The 15431-nt window shown below is 55.8% G+C and carries 14 protein-coding genes; 5 read left to right on the top strand and 9 right to left on the bottom strand.

Going from position 1 to position 15431, the window contains the following annotated elements; translation table 11 throughout:
- Positions 1 to 56: 56 nt before the first annotated feature.
- The 5 genes from lon to clpX all read right to left on the bottom strand — a co-directional run bounded on the left by lon (position 57) and on the right by clpX (position 6598).
- Entirely contained in the window at positions 57 to 2450 is a 2394-nt protein-coding gene (lon, locus tag PQU92_RS00505; protein ID WP_272746266.1) for an endopeptidase La, read from the bottom strand.
- 202 nt (positions 2451 to 2652) lie between these two features.
- On the bottom strand, positions 2653 to 3237 hold the full coding sequence (locus PQU92_RS00500; protein ID WP_272746265.1) for an acyltransferase: 585 nt from the start codon (positions 3235 to 3237) through the stop codon (positions 2653 to 2655).
- Complete coding sequence (locus tag PQU92_RS00495) at positions 3237 to 4184, bottom strand: hypothetical protein (protein ID WP_272746264.1); 948 nt, start codon at positions 4182 to 4184, stop codon at positions 3237 to 3239. The genes PQU92_RS00500 and PQU92_RS00495 overlap by 1 nt, the downstream gene beginning before the upstream one ends.
- Entirely contained in the window at positions 4177 to 5286 is a 1110-nt protein-coding gene (locus PQU92_RS00490) for a DegT/DnrJ/EryC1/StrS family aminotransferase (protein WP_272746263.1), read from the bottom strand. Before PQU92_RS00490 ends, PQU92_RS00495 begins: the two co-directional genes overlap by 8 nt.
- 52 nt (positions 5287 to 5338) lie before the next feature.
- On the bottom strand, positions 5339 to 6598 hold the full coding sequence (gene clpX / locus PQU92_RS00485) for an ATP-dependent Clp protease ATP-binding subunit ClpX (protein ID WP_272746262.1): 1260 nt from the start codon (positions 6596 to 6598) through the stop codon (positions 5339 to 5341).
- Between the two features lie 270 nt (positions 6599 to 6868).
- Here clpX and PQU92_RS00480 point away from each other — a divergent pair, with 270 nt between their 5' ends.
- Complete coding sequence (locus PQU92_RS00480; protein WP_272746261.1) at positions 6869 to 7474, top strand: HAD-IB family phosphatase; 606 nt, start codon at positions 6869 to 6871, stop codon at positions 7472 to 7474.
- Between the two features lie 15 nt (positions 7475 to 7489).
- On the opposite strand, the gene PQU92_RS00475 is transcribed toward PQU92_RS00480, so the two are convergent.
- The 3 genes from PQU92_RS00475 to tig form a co-directional block, all read right to left on the bottom strand.
- The gene (locus PQU92_RS00475) at positions 7490 to 8119 is read right to left on the bottom strand and encodes an ATP-dependent Clp protease proteolytic subunit (protein WP_272746260.1); all 630 of its coding nucleotides are present in this window, start codon (positions 8117 to 8119) and stop codon (positions 7490 to 7492) included.
- Between the two features lie 122 nt (positions 8120 to 8241).
- Entirely contained in the window at positions 8242 to 8730 is a 489-nt protein-coding gene (locus PQU92_RS00470) for a DUF2059 domain-containing protein (RefSeq protein WP_272746259.1), read from the bottom strand.
- A gap of 135 nt (positions 8731 to 8865) precedes the next feature.
- Positions 8866 to 10206, bottom strand: coding sequence for a trigger factor (tig, locus tag PQU92_RS00465; RefSeq protein ID WP_272746258.1), 1341 nt, complete (start codon positions 10204 to 10206; stop codon positions 8866 to 8868).
- Positions 10207 to 10459: 253 nt separating this feature from the next.
- Between tig and PQU92_RS00460 the strand changes: the two genes are divergently transcribed.
- Positions 10460 to 11491, top strand: a complete 1032-nt coding sequence (locus tag PQU92_RS00460) for a sterol desaturase family protein (protein ID WP_272746257.1) — start codon at positions 10460 to 10462, stop codon at positions 11489 to 11491.
- Between the two features lie 43 nt (positions 11492 to 11534).
- Entirely contained in the window at positions 11535 to 12074 is a 540-nt protein-coding gene (locus PQU92_RS00455) for a hypothetical protein (RefSeq protein ID WP_272746256.1), read from the top strand.
- On the opposite strand, the gene PQU92_RS00450 is transcribed toward PQU92_RS00455, so the two are convergent.
- Positions 12056 to 13306, bottom strand: coding sequence for a dicarboxylate/amino acid:cation symporter (locus PQU92_RS00450; protein ID WP_272746254.1), 1251 nt, complete (start codon positions 13304 to 13306; stop codon positions 12056 to 12058). The two genes, PQU92_RS00455 and PQU92_RS00450, sit on opposite strands and share 19 nt — an antisense overlap.
- 103 nt (positions 13307 to 13409) lie before the next feature.
- Between PQU92_RS00450 and PQU92_RS00445 the strand changes: the two genes are divergently transcribed.
- Together PQU92_RS00445 and PQU92_RS00440 are read left to right on the top strand one after the other, a co-directional pair.
- Complete coding sequence (locus PQU92_RS00445) at positions 13410 to 14102, top strand: class I SAM-dependent methyltransferase (RefSeq protein ID WP_272746252.1); 693 nt, start codon at positions 13410 to 13412, stop codon at positions 14100 to 14102.
- Positions 14048 to 15391, top strand: coding sequence for an MBL fold metallo-hydrolase (locus PQU92_RS00440; RefSeq protein WP_272746251.1), 1344 nt, complete (start codon positions 14048 to 14050; stop codon positions 15389 to 15391). The genes PQU92_RS00445 and PQU92_RS00440 overlap by 55 nt, the downstream gene beginning before the upstream one ends.
- The last annotated feature ends 40 nt before the right edge of the window (positions 15392 to 15431 follow it).

The raw sequence follows: 15431 nt of genomic DNA, 5'->3' as shown, positions 1-15431 counted from the left end.
CCATTGCATTTGGATACGCTGCGGTTGCACTGCAAACCGCAGCAAATCCTTGTACTTTAATGGGCCGTGAGCCCATCGCTATCCTCGACAACCGGCACTGCGGTCGCCGAAATCACCGGCTCTACCCACTCGACAGACTCAAGCGGACGGGTCAGGGCATGCCTGAGCACCTCTTCCACGTGTCCAACGGGAATGATCTCCAGGCCGGCCTTTACGTTTTCCGGCAGGTCGGCGAGATCCTTTTCGTTTTCCTTCGGAATAAGTACCGTCTTGATGCCGGACCGCAGGGCCGCCAGAAGCTTTTCCTTAAGGCCACCGATCGGCAGAACCCGACCGCGCAGGGTAATCTCACCCGTCATGGCGATATCCTTACGCACAGGAATACCGGTCAGAACCGAGACCATGGCCGTGACCATGGCCACCCCTGCCGACGGGCCGTCCTTGGGCGTCGCCCCCTCCGGCACGTGGACGTGGACGTCGGTGCGGTCGAAGACCGGCGGCAGGATGCCGAACTTCGGCGCCAACGCCTTCACGTAGGAATTGGCCGCCGAGACGGATTCCTTCATGACGTCCTTGAGGTTGCCGGTCACCTTCATATTGCCCTTGCCGGGCATCTTGATGGCTTCGATGGTCAGGATGTCGCCGCCGAATTCCGTCCAGGCGAGGCCCGTGACGATGCCGACCTGATCGACCTCGTCGGTTTCTCCGTAGTGGAACTTTTTGACGCCGGCGTATTTGGCCAGACGTTCATCGTCGATGGTGATCGACTTGACCTTTTCCTTGGCCAGATCGCGGATCGTCTTGCGCGCCAGATTACCCAGTTCGCGCTCAAGCGACCGCACGCCCGCCTCACGGGTATAGTAGCGGATAAGGTCGCGGATGGCGGCTTCCGGCACGATCCACTCGGCGTCGGACAGGCCGTGATCCTTGGCCAGAACCGGCAGGATGTGACGCTTGGCGATCTCAACCTTCTCATCCTCGGTATAGCCGGGGATGCGGATAATCTCCATCCGGTCGAGCAGCGGCTGAGGCATGTTCAGGCTGTTGGCCGTGGTGACGAACATGATCTTCGACAGATCATAATCGACCTCCAGATAGTGGTCGGCAAAGGTCGAGTTCTGCGCCGGATCGAGCACTTCGAGCAGGGCCGAGGCCGGATCGCCGCGCCAGTCGGCACCCATCTTGTCGATTTCATCGAGTAGGAAGAAGGCATTGGTCGATTTGACCTTCTTCATGTTCTGGATGATCTTGCCCGGCATGGAGCCGATATAGGTCCGGCGGTGACCGCGGATTTCCGACTCGTCACGCACGCCGCCCAAGCTGATGCGCACGAATTCCCGGCCCGTCGCCTTGGCGATCGACTTGCCCAGCGAGGTCTTGCCGACGCCCGGCGGCCCGACAAGGCACAGGATCGGCCCTTTCAGCGTACCCATGCGCGCCTGCACGGCCAGATGCTCAAGGATGCGATCCTTGACCTTTTCCAGGCCATAGTGATCGGCGTCCAGCGTGTCTTCGGCCTTGCTCAGGTCGATGGCCTTGGGCTTGCTGACGCCCCAGGGGATAGCCAGCAGCCAGTCGAGATAGTTGCGCACCACGGTCGATTCCGCCGACATCGGCGACATGTTGCGCAGCTTGTTCAACTCCGACATCGCCTTGGTGCGGGCTTCCTTGCTGAGTTTCGTCGCCTTGATCTTTTTCTCAAGCTCGACGATCTCGTCCTTGGTATCGTCCTGCTCGCCCAGCTCGCGCTGAATGGCCTTCATCTGCTCATTCAGATAATATTCGCGCTGGGTCTTCTCCATCTGGCGCTTGACGCGCGAGCGGATCTTCTTCTCGACCTGAAGAACGCTGATCTCACCTTCCATCAGGGCGTAGATTTTCTCAAGTCGCTTGCTGACCGCAAGCTGCTCCAGAAGCTCCTGTTTATCGGCGATTTTGATGACCAGATGCGCAGCAATCGAGTCGGCCAGAATATCGGCTTCGTTGACCTCGGCCAGCGCCTGCAAGGCTTCCGGCGGGATCTTCTTGTTGAGCTTGATATAGTTTTCGAACTGCTCGGTCACGGCGCGGACCAGCGCTTCGAGGTCCGGCCCCGGCGTGAAGGCGGGCTCCAGCGCCACGGCCTCGGCTTCGTAATAGTCCTGACGATCGGTGAAGCGCTTGATCTGGGCGCGCGTACGGCCCTCGACCAGCACCTTGACCGTGCCGTCGGGCAGTTTCAGCAGTTGTAGGACATTGGCCAGCACGCCGGTCTCATAGATGCCCTCGGCATCCGGATCGTCGTCGCCGGAATTCTTTTGTGTGGCGAGCAGTATCTGCTTGTCGCCCTTCATTACCTCATCGAGCGCCTGAACGGATTTCTCACGCCCGACGAATAGCGGCACGACCATGTGCGGGAACACCACGATATCCCTCAAAGGCAATACGGGTATGGTCAAAACATCAAACATTCACTCAACTCCTGAGCCGGACAGCAGGCCGTATTAACACATGGCCTGTAACAATTCCTGGCACCTTTTAGCGGTTCGCCGCGTCAGCGATTCCATCAACGATAGACCAAATTATTCGAACATGCTTGCAATAAGCTATCGTCGACTAAATCATCATGTTTATTTGGGTTTTTAACGCTATTTTTCAAGTCAAAGAGGTCAGTCAATTTTTAGACAATGTTGATTTATAGAGATGCTCCCTATCCAGCAATTCCCGACTGCGAGCGCGTAGTCGCTTTACGGGCACACCGGCGTATATGGACCACGCTTCCGTGTCAGAATTAACCAGTGACTGGCTTCCAATGGCGCCCCCCTCACCGATTGTAACACCTGGCAAAACGACGCTGCCTGCGCCGATAATAGCGTGACGACTTACGCGGACCGCCGAAGAATGTACGTTCGTATATTCCGAACGCACAGTAGGGTTAGTCATGTAATTTCCAGAAAAATCATCGGAAGATGATAAAATTTTTACGCCGAAGGAGCATCCGGCATACTCTTCAATAGTTATGTCTGCATGACCGGATACAATTGTCTGCGCAGCGAGGTGAACATTATTTCCAATCAACAAAGAAGACCCAACTGACAACAAACAATTTGCGTCTATACGAACCCTATTTCCTAAAAAAATTTTTCTCGTGTCAACAATAATACAAGTCTTATGTATAAGAACTTCATCACCTATACATCCAAATTGCATTCTATCCACTTCTTCTTGTGAAAAAAAATCAGAATTGCATCCCGGCATTAAATTTTCCCATTTTTAATGTAAAAATTCTTAACTATTTTTTGAAGAAGTTTGTTACAGGGAAGCTCCAATTTAGAATCTAAAAATCCAATTATTTCATTTGGTGTCAAAAAAGTACTCCGGCGGAATTCCGATTCGCGCAAATAATGCATAACCCGAATATCGTCTTCCGATATGTAATTTAATCGTATATGTTCAGGGTCATTGGCAGCATTATATTGTGCAGGCAAAACACCTATATTAAAACCCAATTTATACGACATCAGTGTAAGTATAATCTGACACCTCATATGGCTATCGCAAATTTCCTTAAAACGTCGCTCATAATCCAGCACGTGCTTACCAATGGATGACAACGCGCTTGCATTAAGTCCTACAAATCCGAGATTAAAATACGCCGGCACAGATGATTCAGCATTCGTCATAGAGTAATTATGCAGAACACTTGGCCATTCAATATCAAATCTATCAAAAATATCTGACCAAAAATATTTACCTCCGCGTTCATAACCATCAGAAGGCGCTATGCTGATCGGCGGAGGAAAATGGGCCATGTGTCCAATTATAACTGGATCATCACGGCAAAGAACAGAAAACAAAGGATCTATATCTTTTGTCAAAATAGTATCAGCATCCGACAAAATTATTATATCGGCGCTGGAAGGAATACACAAACGCCAATTCGCAGTACCGTGTATTCCAAATTCTCTAAAAATGTCTACAGGCACAGCCTGCCACGAGATGTTGAAATTCCGGCTCCAGGGATTCTCAGACTTTACCCAATCTATGTTGCATTCGTCTCCCACCACGACCGTCAACAGACACTCTTCATACGCCCCGCCTAATTGCCTCAGACAATAATTAAACAACTCAACTTGTTTAAAGAATCCTGGCGTCGGAGATATGGGAATGCGGAACTCCAATTTCGGTATTAAATTTTCACGCATAATTCATAGCACCTTTAAGGCTGTCTAAAACTGCATCAATAATTTCATCCATTTCAGCAATTGCATTCCCTGACCGCACAGGAAGGGCACACATTGTCTTCGACAACTGTTCAGAAGAAAGACAGGAATTGTGTGCAAAATTTTGGTACATGGAGGCCAGACTTGGCCTATAATATCTTCTAATTTCCACGCCTTTTTGAGCTGCCAGGTCTACGAAGCTTTCTGTAGTTTGCTCATCGGGCAGTCGTATAGGGAAGAATTGCCAAGGTGAGGCTGCAACCTCTCTCGAAAATATCAAACCATCCAACAATTTAATTTGTTCTATATAGCGCGTCACAACACCTTGCCTTTGTTGCAGTAAGACATGTCTTCGACGAAGTTGAGCCAGACCAACTGCTGCGTGGTATTCAGACATTTTTCCATTGAATCCCCAGTACACCGTATGGTCTTGGTGGACAGGTAGCGCAAAGTTAATTGCGGCACGAAAATTAGATACTCGTGAATTGTGCATAAATACACACCCACCTTCACCAATCCCCAAAGGTTTTGTTGCGTGCATAGAAAAAATTTCGAAGACATCGGGATGGACGACCCTGCCCGTTCGCCTAACTCCTAAACCCGCCGCTGAGTCTATGATGACCTTTACACCGTGACTCAAGCACATTCTGATTAAATTCTCAATATTTGTTAGTATTCCAAACGCTTCAACAATCATTACTGCCGATATATTTTCAGACTTTAATATATCTTCTATAATAATTTCGTCAAATGCCCACTTATCAATAGAGACGTCAAATATAACCGGCGTGGCACCGGCCGAGCAAACGGCTCCTAAGGAAGCCGGAAATGTAAAAGCCGGAACGGCAACCTTTCCATTCACTCCCGCTGCGAGAAGAGCCGCCGTCAGCCCTGAGGTCGCATTGCTTACACATACACACCGCTCTGCTGTATCAGCAGATCCAAAAGCGCTTAGTAACCCCGCTTCCAGTTCCGTCGAAAGCGGCCCAAAATTTGAATATCGGGCATTACTGTGTATCTGCCGAAGATAAGGCAATACATCTTCTACAGTAGGCAAATCTGGCTTTACTGATAAATACATCATGTTAAAAAAATAGCCTGTTACAAACAGGCTATTAAGGTCATTTTATTTCAATTTAAGCTGCGCCGCCGCCGCGTTTTTCGGCGTAGATCAACAACGGCTGAGCCCGCTCTTCGACGACTTCGCCATTGATCACCACTTCTTCGACGCCCTGCATATTGGGCAGTTCGTACATGGTGTCGAGCAGGATGCCTTCGAGGATCGAGCGCAAACCGCGCGCGCCGGTCTTGCGAACGATGGCCTTCTTGGCGACGGCGAACAGCGCCTCTTCCGTGAAGGTCAGGGTCACGTTTTCCATCTCGAACAGACGGGCATATTGCTTGATCAGGGCGTTCTTCGGCTCGGTCAGGATCTTGACGAGGGTCGCCTCGTCAAGGTCTTCCAGCGTCGCCAGAACCGGCAGACGGCCGATGAATTCCGGAATCAGGCCGAACTTCATCAGGTCATCGGGTTCGACCTGGTGCAGCACTTCGCCGAGACGACGCTCTTCCGGATCCTTAACCGTGGCGCCGAAGCCGATCGAGGTACCCTTGCCGCGGCCCGAAATGATCTTCTCGAGACCGGCGAACGCGCCGCCGCAAATGAACAGGATGTTGGTCGTGTCCACTTGCAGGAATTCCTGCTGCGGGTGCTTGCGGCCACCTTGCGGCGGCACCGAGGCGACCGTGCCTTCCATGATTTTCAGCAGCGCCTGCTGAACGCCTTCGCCCGACACGTCGCGGGTGATCGAAGGGTTGTCCGACTTGCGCGAAATCTTGTCGACTTCGTCGATATAGACGATGCCGCGCTGGGCACGTTCGACATTGTAATCGGCGGCCTGAAGCAGCTTCAGAATGATGTTTTCGACGTCTTCACCGACATAACCGGCTTCGGTCAGCGTCGTGGCGTCGGCCATGGTGAACGGTACGTCGATGATGCGCGCCAGAGTCTGCGCCAGCAGGGTCTTACCCGAACCGGTCGGCCCGATCAGCATGATGTTCGACTTGGCCAGTTCCACGTCATTGCCCTTGGCAGCGTGGTTCAGGCGCTTGTAGTGGTTGTGCACCGCCACCGACAGGACCTTCTTGGCCTGCGATTGACCGATGACATAATCGTCGAGAACTTCGCGGATTTCCTTAGGGGTCGGAACGCCGTCCTTGGACTTCACAAAGGCGATCTTGTGCTCTTCGCGAATGATATCCATACACAGTTCGACGCATTCATCGCAGATGAAGACGGTCGGACCGGCAATGAGTTTACGCACCTCGTGCTGGCTCTTTCCGCAGAAAGAGCAGTACAGGGTACTTTTGCTATCGCCACTGGCGGCTTTCGTCATAAGCGCTTCTCACCTTCGCACGCGTCGTTCTCTCTCCTTACGGAGGAAATTCCAGACGCTTTCATACCGATACTATGCACCTTTGAACCTTAAGAAAAGGTCATTTCGGTGCCAATTTGGGGCGCGCCCCGGTCGTTCAGGGCATCTATGCACAGATTAGACCGTGCCTCAACCTCCCCTCGCGGTTGTCCTGACTTCAAAAGGGCTTTTTTCCTTGGACCCGACTCTATATGGGTGGACACTTGCGTTTTTAAAGCCACATTGACGCCCATGACTCAGCCCGCCATCCACGCCTTCGATTTCGACGGCACCCTGACCTATACGGACAGCTTTACCGCCTTCCTGCTGTGGGAATGCGGTCATGCGAAGGTGGCCTCGACGTTAGCCTTCAAACCCTACATGCTGGCCGGATATCTTAAGACCCGGGATCGCGGCGCGTTGAAATCGCACCTGTTGTTCAACCTGCTGGGGCGGATTTCGCGCACCAACCTTGAAGCCAAGTTCGTCACCTTCGCACAGGAAACGGGTCGCAAACTGTTCCGTCCCGACGCGATGCAAACGTGGGAAAGCGTGAAAACCGCCGACACCCTGCGAGTCATCGTCACGGCGTCACCGGAAATGCTGGTCGGGCAGTTCGGTCAGATGCTGGGCGCCGATCGCACCATCGGTACACGTCTGGCCTTCGATGCCGAAGACCGCCTGATGCCGGACCTCGACGGTCCCAACTGCCGCGGCGACGAAAAGATGAACCGCCTGCGCGCCGTCTATGGCAACGATCTCGACCTGGATTCGGCCTATGGAGACACGTCGGGCGACTTTGACATGATCAAAGCCGCCCGGAATGGTCACTACAGGGTGTTCGTCAAAAAGCCCTAGGCCTTCTGTCGCTTACTAGGCGTTGCTGACCGGATCGGCACGCTTCTCATAAACGTGGTCGATCAGGCCGAAGTCCTTGGCTTCCGCCGCCGTCATGTAACGGTCGCGGTCGAGCGTACGCTCGATCACTTCGTAAGGCTGACCGGTGTGCTTGACGTAGATTTCGTTGAGCAGCTTCTTGGTCTTGCGGATGTCTTCGGCCTGGATTTCGATGTCCGAGGCCATGCCGCGCGCACCACCCGACGGCTGGTGAACCATAATCTTCGAGTTCGGCAGCGAGATACGCTGACCAGCTTCACCCGCTTGCAGGATAAGCGAACCGGCCGAAGCCGCCATACCCATACACACGGTCGTCACCGGCGACTTGATATATTGCATGGTGTCGTAAATCGCCAGCGCCGAGGTCACCTGACCGCCGGGGCTGTTGATATACATCGAGATTTCCTTCTTCGGGTTTTCCGATTCGAGGAACAGAAGCTGGGCGCAGATCGACGTCGCCATACCGTCCTCGAACGGGCCGGTGAGGAAGATGATGCGCTCTTTCAGCATCCGGGAATAGATGTCATAGGCACGCTCACCGCGGCTCGACTGCTCGATGACCGTCGGGATGAGGTAGCTGGTCAGATTTTCGACTGGATCGCGCATGGTAGTCCCTAAAGCGTTATTGGTTATGGGAAGGCATCTAAGGGTAAGAATCTTAACCGAAGGTGTGCGCTTGGCCCGTCTTCTGCAACTTGGCCCCTTCGTCGGGGATTTTCAAGGTCAAACTATTTGGTTTTGCACTTAAGGCGTTTGCAGGCTTCGCGCTGAATATCACCCACATAATCGAAAGAAATTTGCAGGGCATTCCCCTCTCTCTCCGATCGAGCCTTCGACTTTTTCAGCACAGATCGACCTTCGGCAGATTCGGAGAACGTCAGCAGGGCCGTCAACTCTTCAACTGAATACAGATCCGCAAGTTCATCGATCATTTTCGTGAGAATTTTTTGTGTGTATTCGTGGTTTATCTCTTTTGCCACAGCTTCGACCACGGCAGGTCCGTCACCTTGCCTGAATTCAGGCGTGTTTGCGTCTACCGACGACCACGACAGTCCCAGCATCAAAGTCAGATGTTCTTCAACCCCCGCCTTTAAATTTATGGATTCCGCGTATCTGGCAGCAAGCGCATGACGTTCTTTGTCGTCACTCTCGGCTGCGGAAGTATGACCACAGGCCAGAGTAAAGATGGCAGCCAATAAAGCTGTATAGGTCCTCATTTTCCACCCCAATAAACTGAACGCATTATAACAAAAAAAGATGCAGGGAACGCGGTTCCCTGCACCCTATAATTTTAGATTATAACTGGCCCAACCATCCGCTCCAAAGAACGGGTGCAGGGGCCGTGCCCCTGCCTAGGCTTCGTCTTCAGCCAGCAGGTCTTCCTTCGAGATCGGCGTTTCGCTGACCTTGGCGTTGGCGAAGATGTGGTCGACGACCTTTTCTTCGTAGATCGGCGCGCGGATCTGAGCGGCAGCGGCGGGGTTCTGACGGTAGAAGTCGAACACCTGACGCTCCTGACCCGGGAAGTTGCGGGCTTCCTGAGCGATGGCCTGAGCCACTTCCTGCTCGGAGACCTGCACGTTGTTCTTGGTGCCGATTTCGGCGAGCACGAGGCCCAGGCGCACGCGGCGCTCGGCGATCTTCATGTACTCGTCCTTCAGCTCCTGCTCGGACTTGCCGGCGTCTTCTTCCGACAGCTGACCGGCGGCCTTGTCCTGCTCGACCTGTTGCCAGATGCCCTGGAATTCGGCGTCGAGCATCTTCTTCGGCAGGTCGAATGCGTGCTTTTCATCAAGGATGTCGAGCAGGGCGCGCTTCATCTTGAAGCGGGCGGCGGTCGAATACTGCTGCTGAAGCTGGCCCTTGAGCAGACCCTTAAGGGCGTCAAGGCCTTCGAGGCCCAGACCCTTGGCCCATTCGTCGTCGGCCACGGCATCCTTGGGCGCCGAGATTTCGTGAACGGTCGTCTCGAAGGTGGCAGCCTTGCCGGCCAGGTTCGCCGCACCGTAATCGGCCGGGAAGGTCACGTTCAGAACGCGCTCTTCGCCCTTCTTGGCGCCGATCAGCTGCTCTTCGAAGCCGGGGATGAACTGGTTCGAGCCGATAACCAGCTCGGCACCTTCCATCGAGCCGCCTTCGAAGACTTCGCCGTCGATCTTGCCGACGAAATCGATCTTCAGCTTGTCGCCATCGGCGGCCTTGGGGGCCTTGCCGCCCTTGGTGTCGTACTGCTTGGTTTGCTTGAGGATGTTCTGGAGTTGCTCCTCGACTTCCTCTTCGGTCGGCTCATAGACCGGACGCGACAGTTCGAGCGTCGTCGGATCGACCGGCTCGAAGTCGGGCATCTGCTCGACCGAGATTTCGTAGGCCAGATCGGCCTGACCGTTGATGACGGCTTCGATGTCGCCGACGGGGGTCAGTTCCGGCTGGCTGGCCGGACGCACCTTGTTCTGCTCAAGGGCAGCCGCCGAGGTCTCGTTAAGCTGCTCCTGAAGGATTTCGCTCATCAGGTCCTTGCCGTACAGCTTGCGGACGTGGGCCGTCGGCACCTTGCCGGGACGGAAGCCCTTGATCTGCATCTTGGGGGCGATTTCCTTGATCTTGGCGTCGAGTTTGGAAGCCAGGACGTCCTTGGCCACCGTCACTTCATAGACGCGCGAGAGACCTTCATTCAGTTTTTCAACGACTTGCATCGATCTATTTTACCTTGTGCGTTGGGTGCGCCCGAACGTCGCGTTCGATCACCAGATCGCGTTAGAGAAAAGCACCGCGCGCACTGATTGCGGGCGGCAAATTCAAAGATGCGCTCTTATGGCATGAGCGGGGATAAGGTCAACGATAAAAGCGGGGCAAACCTATTCCACGGTGAACGCAAAGCCTAATTCTTAACCCTGGCCGGATAATGTGCGCTCGACCCGCCTCACGATTCCGATAGCAAAGACGCCCATGCAGCCTGTGCACGCGCCGCAAAACGCGGTGGAAACCCTGATCGATATTCTTCTGGCACCGATAACGCGCCTGTTCGACATCCAGCAGCAGACCGTGTGGATCAGCTATCTGGGGGCGCTGATCGTGGCCGCCGTCTTTTATCTGACGTCACGCCGTCGCCGCAAGACGAGCCTGAAAGGCCTGTGGCGCTATCTCTTTCCGAAGCGCCTGATGCGCCATCCCTCGACGCGCCTCGACTTGAAAATGTATCTCTATTCCAGCCTCTATCTGGCCGGTCAGGCGGTGATTCTGCTCGGCGGCATGAAAGGCCTCAGCGCGGGCTTGCTGGCTATGGCGGCACCGGTCATCGGTTCGGGCGCACCGCACGCCCCCCTGCCCGGCTGGGCCATCGTCGCCGTTCCGGCCTTTCTTTATCTGGCGCTGGAGTTGGGTTACTGGCTGTCGCACTATATGCTGCATCGGATCGACTGGCTGTGGGAGTTCCACAAGGTCCACCACAGCGCCGAGGTCATGACACCTCTGACCGAATGGCGTCAGCACCCCGTCGAATATGTCATCGTGCCGGTCGTGATGGGCGTGGTCAGTTCCATCGCGCTAGCCATCGTGCAGTGGGGCTTCGGGCCGGATATCGAACTGTCGGCCTTCTGGAACCCCAGCCTGATCCTGTTCGCCTTCGTCGCCACCTATCTGCACCTGCGCCACAGCCACGTGAACCTGACCGCCACGGGTATCTGGGGCTATATCTTTCAGTCACCGGCCCATCACCATATCCATCACTCGACCGATCCGCGCCATTTCGACAAGAATCTCGGCTTCTGCCTGTCGGTGTGGGACTGGGCCTTCGGGACGCTGTATATTCCGAAAAAGGGCGAAACCCTGACTCTGGGTCTGTTCGACGAACATGGCCACAAGGACGAACTGACGACCTCGGCCAGCCTGTGGACGCATATGGTCCTGCCGTGTCAGCGCGCGTGGAAGCTTATACGCGGACGCAAAACACCTGAGGCCTCGTCTCTGCCTGCGGAATAGACGCCCCGTTTGATCTGTTGAGACAATCGGTTAGATTGCCGTCATGTCAGAGTCCAGCGCGCTTTCCAATTTTCTGTTGCCGCGTCAGCGTTTCGAGTGGGAGATGGACCTCCTGCCCGCCGAAGCCGGACGCCGCCTGCGTCGCGCGACGGACCCTCGCCCGCATTATACCCCCTTCGATCAGGACATCGGCCTGTTCAGGGGGACGCTCTCGGATTCGGAAGCGCGATTACAACTCAGGGGTGCCTTCTCTACAGAGGATATGCAGCCGCCCCTGCTCTATCTGAAATTCGACGCCTGCGAGGTCGGTACGCGCGTTACGGGCCTCATCGTCAGCCGGCGAGGCAACGCCATCGTTTCCGCACTGTCGAGCTTCTTCGTCGCCATTTTCTTCGGCGGAGGTGCCTTGATGGCCAGAAGTCTGACGGGCGTGGCTTTTTCAATTGTCGCCACTCTGCTCATCTTTTTGCTCGCCATGTATGGCCATAAAAGTCGCTTCAACGACCGTGCCGACGAACTCAGGGCCGCCCTGAAGACGGCCCTGAGCGGGGATGAAAGCGGCTTTTATCCCTTTACGGGTTGAGACTCCGCCTCCGGGTCCGTCAGTTGCCCTTCCCACTTGGCCACGACCGCAGACGCCACCGTATTGCCGACCACATTGGTAGCCGACCGGCCCATGTCGAGCAGGTGATCGACCCCCAGAACGATGGCGATCCATTCATCCGGCAGACCGAAATAGCTGAGGGTCGCCATGATCACGACCAGCGAAGCGCGCGGCACCCCGGCAATCCCCTTTGACGTCACCAGCAGCAGGAACAGCATCATGACAAGCTGCGTGGTGGTGAAGTCGACGCCATGCGCCTGCGCGATAAACAGGGTCGCAAAGGTGCAGTAGATCATCGAGCCGTCGAGGTTGAACGAATAGCCCAGCGGCAGGACGAACGACACGATCTTGCGCGATACGCCGGTCTTGGGCAATCCTTCGAGCAATTTCGGATAGGCCGCTTCGGACGAGGCCGTCGAGAAGGCCAGCAGGGCCGGTTCGCGCGCGGCCCCCAGAATACGGAAAATACGTCCACCGACAAAGCCCAGCCCCGCCACGATCAGCACGACCCACAGCACGCCCAGGGCCGAATAGAAGCCGCCGATGAACTTGGCGTAGGTCACCAGAATAGGCAGACCCTGCTTGGCGACGGTGGCGGCCAGCGAGCCGAAGATGGCGAACGGCGCGAACTTCATGACTAGTTCGGTGACCTTGAGCATGATCGAGGCGGCCTGTTCGGCCAGTTGCATGACCTGAGGCGCCTTGTCGTCCAGCATGGCCACCGCCGTACCGACGAAGACCGAGAAGACGACGATCTGAAGGATTTCGTTCTTGGCCATCGCGTCGATGATCGACGACGGAATCATGTGGGTGATGAAGCCTTCCAGCGTGAACCCGTCGGTGGTGGGCGCCTTGATCGCCTCTCCGGCCGCCTGAAGGTTCATGCCCGCGCCCGGTTGCAGCCATTCGACCATGACGATGCCGAGCAGCAGCGACACGATCGATGCCCCGATAAACCAGCCCAAGGCCTTGCCGCCGACGCGACCGACGGCGGCGGCGTCTTCCATATGGCCGATCCCGGCGATCAGGGTGAACAGCACCAGAGGCGCGATGATCATCTTGATCAGCAACAAGAAAATCTTGGTCAGCAGGCTGAATCCGGCAATCGCCTGCGGCAGTTGTTCGGGCGTCAGATACTGGTTGCAGGCCCATCCCGTCGCCACACCGAGAACCATGGCGGCGATGATGAACAGGGCGAATTTGTTTTTCACGGGGTGCTCCGTCGGAATTCAGTTACCCCCGACACTACCTGAGACGCGGGGCTTGGCAAGAGCGCGCCTTGTTCGCCCCCCAGAATCGTCGCTAATTCATCCTATGAGCGAAACAACGGACAGCCTCAAAACGCAGTATTTCCACGACCGGAACGCTGGCTTGGGCGGCACCGCCGCGCCGCATCGCGTAGCGCAGGGCGAACGCGAGGTCCTGACCTTCGATATACTGGCGCGTCTGGCGGGATATGCTGAGGTTATGCAGCCGAAGCTGGGCGCGCTGATCGATGCCGGGTGCGGCGACCGTTATATTGCGCCCGCCGTGCAGCAAAGGGGATTCGACTATCTGGGTCTCGACATCGGCGATCTCGATTTCGAGACCGGGCGTCTGCCTGTGCCGGACGCCAGTGTCGATCTGTTCGTATCGCTGGCCGTGATCGAACATCTGCGCGACCCGTCGCTGTTCCTGTCGGAGGCAATGCGCGTGGTCCGTCCCGGGGGCGGCGTCATCCTGTCGACACCCAACTTCCAGATGGATTTCAAGAATTTTTATAACGATCCGACCCATGTGAAGCCCTACACCCCGCACAGCCTGGCCAAGGTCATGAGCCTGACCGGCCTTGAGGGCGTCGCCGTGTTTCCGGGCCTGCGCTGTAAGCCGGACTGGTATTATCAGGGGGCGAACCGCTTCTGGAAAGCGCGTTATCTGCTGCCGTTCCGCGGCGATAACCGGCTGGCGCCTTCATGGCTGAAAGGCCGCTCGACCTCGTTGTTCGCGATCGGGCGCAAACCGGCATGAAGATCACCCACCTCAACAATTCGTTCCTGATGATCGAAGGCGGTGGCACGAAGCTACTCTGCGATCCGTGGGCCGGAACCGCCAACGAAGGCGGCTGGCGCAGCTTTCCCGAATTCGATCCAGAGGTGCTGTACGCCTTCATGGTGGATTGCGATGCGGTCTATATCTCGCACCTTCACGCCGATCATTTCGACCCGGCATTGTTACGCGCGGCGGGCCTCGTCGACAAACCCTTCATCATAAAAGACTTCCAAAACAAGACCCTGCTCAAGCGTATCAAGGCGCTGGGCGTCGAAACGGTGATCGAAGTCCCCGCCCTTCACGTCACGATATTCAAAAACTTGCAATTTGCCATCGTGCCGCAAATGACGAGCAATAATGCGGCTTTGGACGATGAGATCGACTACGACCTCGACACCTCGATCATCGTCCACGCCGACGGCCAGACCTTTTTCAATCAGGTTGATAACCCGCTGTCGCTGGCCAATTACACAGCTGTAAAAGCCTTCATCACGGCAACCTTTGGCGACCTGGATTGCGTCTGTCTGGCGACCGGCGCCGCCAGCCCCTACCCGCAAAGCTTCATCGCCTGCGACCGCGACGCTGAGCAAGCTGCCGTCATCACGCGCTCGCTGGACAAGTTCTCGGCGATCATCGATATCCTACAGCCACGCACCTATTTCCCGGCGGGCGGCACCTATATCATTCCCGGCCGCTTCGCGCCGCTCAACCGCTGGATCGCTCAGCCGGATTTCGCGACGTTGAAATCGACGCTGAACGACCGCGCTCAGGCCTTCGCCCTCGAAGGCGGGCAAACGCTCAATCTCGACCGGCTGAGCATTAGTCCGGCGCTTTCTCCCGGCCAAGTCGACCGCGACACCGCCGTCCGCACCCATGCAGCGGACACCTATACGCACGATTCCTTCGATGACAGCGGGATCAGCGACCGCGAACTGGACGACCTGTTTGCCCGCGCCTATGCGAATTACAGCCGCAAGATGACCGAGGATAAGGTGACGATCGCGCAAAGCGTCGCCTTCGTCCTCTATGATCGACTAAGCGTCGACGATAAAGGCCATATAAGCAGCGTGCCTTGCGGAGGCTATCGCTTCGCCGACCACGTCGTGCCCGGCATGGACATGATCTTCCATCTGGACCGCAGACTGTTCGTCAAGGGCCTGACGCGGGCCGCCAACTGGAACCAGCTCCTCAGCCTGGCCCTGTTCGAACGTCGCCCGAATGCGTTTCACCCTACGGTCGAATTCAGCCTCAACTATCTGACGTCATAGGTGAAATTTTCACTTTTAATTTGAAATTAAAATTTTGATT

Source organism: Asticcacaulis aquaticus (assembly GCF_028550415.1).
Taxonomy (GTDB): Bacteria; Pseudomonadota; Alphaproteobacteria; order Caulobacterales; family Caulobacteraceae; genus Asticcacaulis; species Asticcacaulis aquaticus.
This window is presented reverse-complemented; position numbering and strand designations above follow the sequence as displayed.